The 8,917-nt window shown below is 66.3% G+C and carries 9 protein-coding genes; 5 read left to right on the forward strand and 4 right to left on the reverse strand.

Annotated elements, in window-relative coordinates; genetic code table 11:
- From WAN71_RS04230 to stf0, 4 genes are all read left to right on the forward strand, one after another.
- Positions 1 to 287, forward strand: a 287-nt coding sequence (locus tag WAN71_RS04230) for a WhiB family transcriptional regulator (protein ID WP_422224130.1), incomplete at its 5' end; no start/stop codon positions are given.
- Between the two features lie 450 nt (positions 288 to 737).
- On the forward strand, positions 738 to 1,523 hold the full coding sequence (locus tag WAN71_RS04235; RefSeq protein WP_422224131.1) for a hypothetical protein: 786 nt from the start codon (positions 738 to 740) through the stop codon (positions 1,521 to 1,523).
- Positions 1,524 to 1,613: 90 nt separating this feature from the next.
- A complete protein-coding gene (locus tag WAN71_RS04240) occupies positions 1,614 to 3,011 on the forward strand; it encodes a sulfatase (protein WP_422224138.1) in 1,398 nt (465 codons plus the stop codon).
- A gap of 64 nt (positions 3,012 to 3,075) precedes the next feature.
- On the forward strand, positions 3,076 to 3,879 hold the full coding sequence (stf0, locus tag WAN71_RS04245; RefSeq protein ID WP_422224132.1) for a trehalose 2-sulfotransferase: 804 nt from the start codon (positions 3,076 to 3,078) through the stop codon (positions 3,877 to 3,879).
- 4 nt (positions 3,880 to 3,883) lie between these two features.
- Here stf0 and WAN71_RS04250 read toward each other — a convergent pair whose 3' ends face one another.
- Complete coding sequence (locus tag WAN71_RS04250; RefSeq protein ID WP_422224133.1) at positions 3,884 to 4,651, reverse strand: trans-aconitate 2-methyltransferase; 768 nt, start codon at positions 4,649 to 4,651, stop codon at positions 3,884 to 3,886.
- An 88-nt stretch (positions 4,652 to 4,739) separates the two neighbouring features.
- On the opposite strand from WAN71_RS04250, the gene WAN71_RS04255 reads away from it, so the two are divergent.
- A complete protein-coding gene (locus WAN71_RS04255; RefSeq protein WP_422224134.1) occupies positions 4,740 to 5,624 on the forward strand; it encodes an amidohydrolase family protein in 885 nt (294 codons plus the stop codon).
- Here WAN71_RS04255 and eccE read toward each other — a convergent pair.
- The 3 genes from eccE to eccD all read right to left on the reverse strand — a co-directional run.
- Positions 5,614 to 6,618: a type VII secretion protein EccE gene (gene eccE, locus WAN71_RS04260; protein ID WP_422224135.1), complete on the reverse strand. Its 1,005-nt coding sequence runs from the start codon at positions 6,616 to 6,618 to the stop codon at positions 5,614 to 5,616. The genes WAN71_RS04255 and eccE overlap by 11 nt on opposite strands.
- Positions 6,615 to 8,012 (reverse strand): type VII secretion-associated serine protease mycosin, encoded by a 1,398-nt coding sequence (gene mycP, locus WAN71_RS04265; RefSeq protein WP_422224136.1) that lies wholly within the window; start codon positions 8,010 to 8,012, stop codon positions 6,615 to 6,617. Before mycP ends, eccE begins: the two co-directional genes overlap by 4 nt.
- Positions 8,009 to 8,917: type VII secretion integral membrane protein EccD (gene eccD / locus WAN71_RS04270; protein ID WP_422224137.1), on the reverse strand; the 909-nt coding region annotated here is incomplete at its 5' end. The genes mycP and eccD, both read right to left, overlap by 4 nt.

An 8,917-nucleotide genomic window follows, 5' to 3' on the forward strand; every position in this document is an offset into this window, starting at 1 on the left:
CCGAGGAGTTCGTCCCGGTCTGCACGACTGACCCGGAGCGTTGGACCACCAATCCGGACGACGAGGCGAAGGCGCTGTGCCGCGCATGCCCAGCGCGCTGGCTGTGCGCTCGCGAGGCATGGGAAACGCCCGGCGCCGAAGGGCTGTGGGGAGGGGTGGTGATCCCCGAGGCCGGGCGCGGTCGCGACTTCGCCATGCGACAGTTGCGATCGCTGGCCGCACACGGCGGCTATCCGGTTAGGCCGGGTTACCGGGCACGGCGTCGAGTCGTTCTGCCGAGCGCATAGACCTATGGAAGCCTGGGAGAACTCCGTGTCCTACCCGCAGCAATATTCCGCGCCCAGCGGCTATCGGAGGCCAGTTGCATACCCGCCGCATCTCGGCTATTGGTATCCGCCGCCGGCAGGGTATCCAGCTGCGCCGCAATATCTTTCGCCGCCACAGACCAGCGGCGCCGGGCCGTTATGGATCTCGCTGGTGAAGCACACCGGCATGCTTATGCTGTGGCATCACCGCTCCTACCGCGTCTGCGGAACGTTGGCCGAATGTGAGCGTGCCTACCGGTCTGCTCAGATCCACAACCTCACGGCCGGGTGGTGGAGTCCGACATCGGCGCTGTTGATGAATTGGGTTTCGTTGCTGACAAACGCACTTGCCATTCGCAAACTCCGCCGGATCGCTCAGCAGTCGCCTACCGCTTCGTGATCGCGGCTGGCCGCGACGGTTACGATGCCGGGGTGTCAACACCTCCGCCAGGTTTCCCCCCGCCGTGGGGCAGTTCGCCGAACGATCCTCCGGAGCCCATCGAGCCCGGCCACGGCGGCCAGCCGACCCCCGGCAGCTTCGGCCAGCAACCGCCCTACCCCGGTTACCCGGCGACGCCTCCACCCCGGCCTGGCTATCCGCAACCCGCGTGGGCCGGCTACGGCGCGCCCACTTCCCAGCAGACCATCAGCTGGGTCACCTTTGCCGTCCTCGGGTTGCTCGGGCTGCTCGGCGCGATCCTTACCCTGACGCTATGGATAAACCTGAGCAGCGCCGTCAATCGTGCAACGGACATCTGTAAACGGTTCGGCGGCGAGTACTCCAACCTGTGCCGGCAGCAGATCGAAAACACCGTCCCCACCATTCCAGCGGCTCTGGTGACGTGCATGTTCCTGATTATCGCGGCCGGCCTCGCTGTCGCCGGTGGGGCGGTAATGCTTTTCCTCAGAAAGCAAACGGGCCAATTCTTCATCCTCGGCGGCGGAATTGTCATGCTGGTGCTGGCGATCGGTTGCGAAGCTCGATACGGCGCCACCGGTCGCATCACGTACGACCTGATCGCGGGATTTGTGATTGCGGCTGCCGGTGGCCTCATGTTGATCCCGGCATTCCGGATGACCTTGGGCATGCCGCCGAAGTTGACCGGCGGCCCTGCGCCCGGCGGATTTCAGGGCGGCGGGCAGTGGCCCTATGGTCAGCCACCACCGCCTCAACAGGGCCCACCCGGGCCCGGCGGGTATCCGCCGCCGCATTGGTGAGTCGCTAGGTGGCAGGCGTCCTGCCGGCCCCACCGATGAACTGCTGCCGATAACGTCGACGGAGTCCGCCAAGCTGAGGAGGTGACGGTAATCGGCGACCAGGAGACAACAAACCAGCGCCGCGACAATGTGTTGCTGGTGCATTGGCACGATCTGGGCCGCTATCTCGGCGTCTACGGTCACGCCGATGTGTCGAGCCCGCGACTGGACCAGTTGGCCGGCGAGGGCATCTTGTTCACCAGAGCGCATGCCACGGCGCCGCTATGCTCACCGTCGCGCGGATCACTGTTCACCGGCCGCTACCCGCAGAGCAACGGACTGGTCGGCCTGGCTCACCATGGGTGGGAGTATCGGCCAGATGTTCGTACGCTGCCGCAAATGCTATCCGAACACGGCTGGTACTCAGCTCTTTTCGGGATGCAGCACGAAACCTCGTATCCATCCAGACTGGGCTTCGACGAGTTCGACGTGTCGAACTCTTATTGCGAATACGTGGTGGAACGCGCCCAGCAGTGGCTGCAGGACCATGACACCAGCCGACCATTTCTCCTGACGGCCGGCTTCTTCGAAACGCACCGACCCTATCCGCGCCATCGCTACCAACCGGCCAACGCCGCTGCTGTAGATCCGCCCGACTATCTGCCGGATACCGTTGAGGTGCGCCAAGATCTGGCCGACTTCTATGGGGCCATCGCGACCGCCGACGCCGCGGTCGGCCGGATACTGGACACACTTGCCGCCACGGGACTAGACGCCAGCACCTGGGTGATTTTCATGACCGACCACGGTGCACCCTTTCCGCGGGCGAAGTCCACGCTTTACGAGGCCGGAACCGGTATCGCGATGATCATCCGCCCGCCGACCAGGATGGCAATGGCCCCAAAGGTTTACGACGATCTGTTCAGTGGCGTCGATCTGGTCCCGACGCTCTTGGGCCTCCTCGGCGTACACGAGCCGGGCGACGTCGAGGGGATCTCGCACGCGCAGGCGCTGCTTGCGCCCGACAGCAGCACGACGGTGCGCGATCATGTGTACACCACCAAGACCTATCACGACTCGTTTGATCCGATCCGCGCGATCAGGACGAAAGACTTCAGCTACATCGAGAATTACGCGCGCCGGCCGCTACTGGATCTGCCGTGGGATATCGAGGAAAGCCCGTCCGGCCACGCCGTCGCGCCGCTGGTGACCGCCCCGCGTCCGGAACGCGAACTCTACGATCTGCGCGCAGATCCCACCGAGACCACCAACTTGCTGGTCGGGGACAGCCTCGATGGCGCCGATGCGATCGCCGCCGATCTCGCTGTCCGGCTGCATGATTGGCGTCAGCAGACCGGGGACGTCATACCATCCGATTTCGCCGGCAGTCGGATTGCGGCGCGCTACACCGAGACGTATTTACAAATCCACGAGATGACGCCGACCAGTCGGTCGGCGATCGCCATCGACCGCGGCATCGAGGACGGAGTTCAGCGCGCCGAGCAATAGTTGCGTTCAGCGTGACCGTAATACGCATCGATACCACGCCCTGAGGTGCGGTTAGGCTCAGCTGGTGCCCGCGCATTCGACGTCGTATCTCGTGCTCGCTTCGCAGCGCTGTGGCAGCACGCTGCTGGTCGAGTCGTTACGCGCGACCGGCAGCGCCGGCGAGCCGCAGGAGTTCTTTCAATACCTGCCGACGACCGGCATGGCGCCCCAGCCGCGGCAGTGGTTCGCCGGAGTCGAAGACGAGACGATCCTGCGGCTGCTCGATCCACTCGTGCCGGGCACACCCGATACCGCGTCCTCCGCTGCGTGGCGCGAACACATCCGCAGCTCGGGCCGGACACCCAACGGCATCTGGGGCGGCAAGTTGATGTGGAACCAGACACCGCTGCTGCAGCAGCGGGCGGCCGGATTGCCCGATCGCTCCGGAGACACTCTGCGGGCAGCCATTCGGGACGTGATCGGCAGCGAACCGGTTTATGTGCACGTCTACCGGCCGGATGTGGTTTCGCAGGCGGTGTCGTTCTGGCGGGCGGTGCAGACCCGGGTGTGGCGAGGCCGCCCAGATCCTGAGCGCGACTCACAGGCCGCGTATCACGCCGGTGCTATCGCCCATGTCGTCAAGAGTCTGCGGGACCAGGAGGAAGGCTGGCGCAACTGGTTCGCCGAAGAGCAGATCGACCCGATTGACGTAGCCTATCCGGTGCTGTGGCGCAACCTGACCACGATTGTCGCCACGGTGTTGGAGGCAGTCGGTCAAGATCCACGGCTGGCTCCCGCGCCGGTGTTGGAACGGCAGGCCGATCAACGCTCCGACGAATGGGTAGATCGCTACCGCGACGACGCGCAGCGACTAGGACTACCGCAATAGCTCATCACCCGCCTACCTGTGCGACGACGAACACCCGCCGAAACGGGAAGAACGTGGTCCCGTCGTGCCGGGGCGGATAGGCATCGGCGAGTAGCGGGATGAGCTCCTCGCGAAACTGTTGGTATTCCTCGTCGTTGAGCCGTTCGCGCACCGGCAGCAGTGCGGTGCCGCTGATCCAATCCAAGACCGGATGCTCGCCGGTCAGCTGGTGAACGTAGGTGGTTTCCCAGGCGTCGACGATGCACCCGGCGTCGATCAGCAACTCGGCGTAATGCGCCGGGGTGTCGACCACGGTCCCCACCCGAAACGGAGTGTCGCGCAACGTCTTTGCATACCGCTCGCGACGCGCTACGGCGCGAAACGCGGAATGCGACGGGGTCTCGAAGTTGCCCGGCATCTGAATGGCGATCCACGCTCCGGCGCCCAGCTGTTCGGCCCACCGGACCATCAGCTCGTCGCGTTCGGGCACCCAATGCGCAGCGGCGTTGCTCAGCACCACATCGGTATCGGGCTGAGGCGTCCAGGTTCTCAGGTCTCCAACGGTCGCATCCACGCCGCGCTCACGGGCGGCCGCGACCATCTCTGGTGAGCTGTCCAGACCCTCGACCACCGCGTCCGGCCACCGTCGGGCCAGCTGCACGGTCAGGTTGCCCGGGCCGCAGCCCAGGTCGACCACTCGGCGTGGCTGCTGGGCACCCACCCGGGCCAGCAAGTCGTAGAACGGCCGGGCCCGGTCGTCGGCGAAGGCCAGGTAGACGTCTGGATCCCACATATTGAGCCTCCTGATCAACGGCCCGCGAAGCGCCTGGTATAGACGAACCGTATTACTTGCTGCCTGCCGGACGAGTTGAGGATGGGCGATGGCCGACGAAGACGAGGCCGCGGAGGTCCGGCAGTTCTGGTCAGAGCTGGGCTTGCCCGGGGTGATCGATGTGCACACCCATTTCATGCCGAAATCGGTGATGGACAAGGTATGGCACTACTTCGATTCCGCTGGCCCGCTGCTAGGTCGGGAATGGCCGATTACCTATCGGGCAGCGGAATCCCAGCGAGTAGAAATGCTGCGGCAGTTCGGCGTGCGCCGTTTCACCGCGCTGGTCTACCCGCACAAACCGCAGATGGCGTCGTGGCTGAATCAATGGTCTGCCCAGTTCGCCCGGTCGACTCCGGATTGCCTTGCCACCGCGACGTTTTATCCCGAGCCGGACGCCGCAGACTACGTCGAGACGGCGATCGGTGACGGAACCCAAGTCTTCAAGGCACACGTCCAGGTAGGTCGTTACGACCCGAACGACCCACTGCTCGACCATGTCTGGGGAGTCATCGAGGACGCCCGGATACCCGTGGTCATTCACTGCGGCTCTGGACCGGTCCCCGGCGAACACACCGGGCCTGCGCCGATACGTCGCCTCCTACACCGCTATCCGCGGCTGCGGCTGATCGTCGCGCACCTGGGAATGCCCGAGTACACCGAGTTTCTCGACATCTGTGAGGAATCGGCCGATGTCCGGCTGGACACCACCATGGCGTTCACCCCGTTTGTCGACGAAACGATGCCGTTCCCACCCGCTCAGCTACATCGGCTGCGGCACGTGGGCGATCGCATCCTATTCGGCAGCGACTTCCCCAACATCCCGTACAGCTACGTCGACGCCCTGCGGTCGATCACCCGTCTGCCCGGCATCGACGACGAGTGGCTGCGCAAGGTGGTCTACGAAAACGCCGCCGCCCTGTTCAGCCGATAGCGGCGTGGACCGAAGTCGGCTGCTGTGCGACGGTGCTGGGCCAGCGCAGCCGAGTCAACAGCAGCGCTTCGGGTAGCGCGACGTGACCGTCAAGCTGCTGAGTCGACAACGGGTGCAACGCCGTTAGCGCCGGACGGTGATTACCGGAATGCGAGATCAGCCCGGGCAATGGGCCGCCCGCAGCGGGAGGAGCGTCGGTATGGAATGCGCACGCGACGGCCAGGGTCTGCTCGTCGCCGCTACCGGTGACTTCCAACGCCGTCCATGTTTCGCGGACCGGGTATGACCAGATCGCCGCGAGAGTATTCGGCAACGCGGTGTCGGCCTTAACTTGGTAGGCCGCTACATAATCCGCATTACCCTGCCAGATCCCACCCCAGGTTTCGCGGGCGGACCGGGCGTAGAGCCCCGGGATCTCGTCAGGGTCGGCGACAGTCGCCGTCCACCCGCTCTCGCGGAGGTGATCGGCGAGCCGGCGCACTGCGACCTCGGCGGTCTCGTGCAGCGGAATCTGCGGCGAGCGAGCCTGCAGCGCCGCGAGGTTGTCTGCCGCGGACAAGGTCAACCCAATCCACGTTTCCCGCTGGGGCACACCGGCATCGGATGCGGTGTCCCGGCTAGTGACACGGATGGCGTCCGCGCGCAAACCGTAACGGTCGGTGTAGCTGGCGATCAGCGCCAGCGGCAGCACATCGGGACCCGACGCCGGTGCGGCGACCCGTAGCAACGCGGTAGCCCGCACGTCGGTGCCGGATCCGCCAGCCGGGCGCACACCGCGTTTGGGACGCCGCATCGCCAACCGACGATGCAAAATTGTCGTTACCGGCAGCCCGCGCCACCGGGCCAGCAGCGTGATCACGACGGCGATGGCGATTCCGAGCACCCAACGCTCGCGCGCCGCATGCCAGGGAAAGCCCAGGGCCGCAGCCACAACGGCCAATGCCACCAACGTGATCCGGCCGGTGGGCGGTGCGATGGATTGATGTGACCTCACTGGGTGGGCTCCTTTCGTCGGCGCGCGGCGATCGCGGCGGCAGCTATGACGGCCAAAATCAGGGCCGCGGTCCCGGCGAACGCGACGATCCTCGGCATCGGGCTCTGCGGTGCCGGTTCCGGCGGCGCCGCAACGTGTTTCACCGATGCCGCATCGTGGTTGGTGGCGGCCGGCAGCTCCCAGGTCAGGGCGGCGACCGGGTCGAGGGTGCCTGCGCCGACGACGTTGGACGGCGCGCGGGCCCCGTTGTGCGCGGTTGCGGTGATTCGGTGAATCACCTGGGTGGCGTTTAGATCTGGGTACTTGCTGCGAACCAGCGCCGCGACACCGGATACGTACCCCGCCGCGTAATCGGTGCCGATGAGCGGGACGAGTTGCCGGCGTTGGTTTGGCATCCCGTTGGCGAGTCCGCCGTCGTCGCGGTTGCTCACCGACACGATGTTCTCCCCAGGCGCCGCGATACCCACCCACGGGCCGGCCATCGTGAATTTCGACGGCTGGTCGGCTGGCGTCAGCGAGGCCACCGACAGCACGTATGGCTGCCACCAGGACGGCACCGACACCGACGTGACACTTGCCCAGTTGCGCGGGTCGTCGGGATGGCCCAAGTCGGTGAGCGGATTGGATTCACACGAGGCCGCGCCGGAACCCCAACCGGCGGAACCACTGTCGCCGGCAGCAGCCACGATGACCGCGTCCTTGTCAACAGCCGCATACCGGATCGCCGCACCGAGTTCTGCCTGATCGATATTGCGATCGGCGGGCAGACAGGTAATTGCCGAAATGTCGATCACCCGGGCGCCCAGGTCGGCCGCATGCACGATCGCCCGGCTCAACGCGGCCACGTCGACGGCCGCACGGGCCAGCGTCGGATCCCCGCCCGGAGTTCGCGGCGAGAACTTCGCGGACGTCACGCGCAACGACAGCAGCCGTGCCGCGGGTGCGATTCCGGCGAAGCCGTCGTCGCCGGGCTGGCCGGCGATCAGGCCCGCGACCAGGGTGCCATGCCCGTCGCAGTCGGTGAGGCCGTCGGTCGTTTCCACATAGTCGCCACCGGGCTGCACACCGGGCAGCCTCGGCCCCGGCCGTACCCCGGTGTCCAGAACGGCCACCAGCTGGCCGTCGCCACGCGAAAACCGCCACGCCGCAGATGGATCCACCATCCGCTGGTTCGGCGTCGCCGCGCCCGGATCGGTACCGGGGATGACGCCGGAGCTACTGCAGTCGCCGTTCTTCTCCATCGGCTGCACCGGACCGGGGGCGCCGCTCGGTGGTTTAGCGCCCGGATCGACCTCCGGCTGGTTGACCGCCAGGGCCGGCGGGCACACCCACAACGCAGCGGCCAAAGCCGCGGCGAGGCAACCATATCGCCGCCGGGCGCGGGCAGAGATCATCGATTGAGCACCAAGCTGAACAGGCCGACCAAGTAGGCGATGACCGGGATCAGCGACGCGTCGATTCCGGACGCGACGAAGCCCAGCAGCCGGCGGACGGGTAGCGAATAGCTGTCCGGGGAGGCGATTGGCGGGTTCATCGCAACCACCAGCCAGGCCAACGTCAGCGCCGCGAGAACTATTACTGCGCCGATCGCGGCCAGATAGTGCGCGGACGCGGTGTAGAACACCGCTAATGCCACGCTCACCAGGTAGGGCTGGGCCAGCAGCCAGGCCTTGCACGCGGAGGAGTCCCATACCCGGGCCCGCAGCACAGCCGCCGCTGATGTCGCGGCGACGACATACCAGCCCCAGGCGGAGACCGTTTGCGAGTGTAATGCAATCGCCACCGACCCGACCGCGCTGAGTAGCACAGCCCCAGCGATGAAACCGATTTGGTGCGCGTCGCTGATCCGTACCCGTCGCGGCAGGTCCTGCAGCACTCGCAGCGACGGCGCTGAGGGGGTGGGATCCCCCGGCGCCGGAATGGCCGGCAGCGGGAATCGCGCCCACAGTGCGGATAGTTGGGCGGCCTCAACAGTGACCAGCAACGCCACCACGATCAGCACGCAGCCCAGGCTCACCAGCGGCAGCTGCCATAACGACTCGGCGCCGGCGGCCAACAGTACACCCACCCCGAGCACCGCCGTCGCAGTGAAAACCACGATAGCTCTTCCGCTTTCGCGCTGAGGAATGATCAGGTTTATCAGCGACCATGCGGTGACCCCCGCAGCGCCCAGCGTCACCTGCGCCGCGCCAAAGCTGCCCGGCACCGCCAACGCCAACGCCGCGGCGATGGGCACCAGCGCGGCCACCGAGAAGACCGCGCCGACCCGCGGTGAACGGGATGCCAAGCCACCCAGCGC

Origin of the sequence: Mycobacterium sp., from assembly GCF_049280035.1 — a bacterium.
Classification (GTDB): Bacteria; Actinomycetota; Actinomycetes; order Mycobacteriales; family Mycobacteriaceae; genus Mycobacterium.

Excerpts from the sequence above, each read along its gene's own strand:
- WAN71_RS04255 (WP_422224134.1), top strand. The coding sequence starts at position 4,740 with ATGGCCGACGAAGACGAGGCCGCGGAGGTCCGGCAGTTCTGGTCAGAG.
- WAN71_RS04250 (WP_422224133.1), bottom strand. The coding sequence starts at position 4,651 with ATGTGGGATCCAGACGTCTACCTGGCCTTCGCCGACGACCGGGCCCGG.
- mycP (WP_422224136.1), bottom strand. The coding sequence starts at position 8,012 with ATGATCTCTGCCCGCGCCCGGCGGCGATATGGTTGCCTCGCCGCGGCT.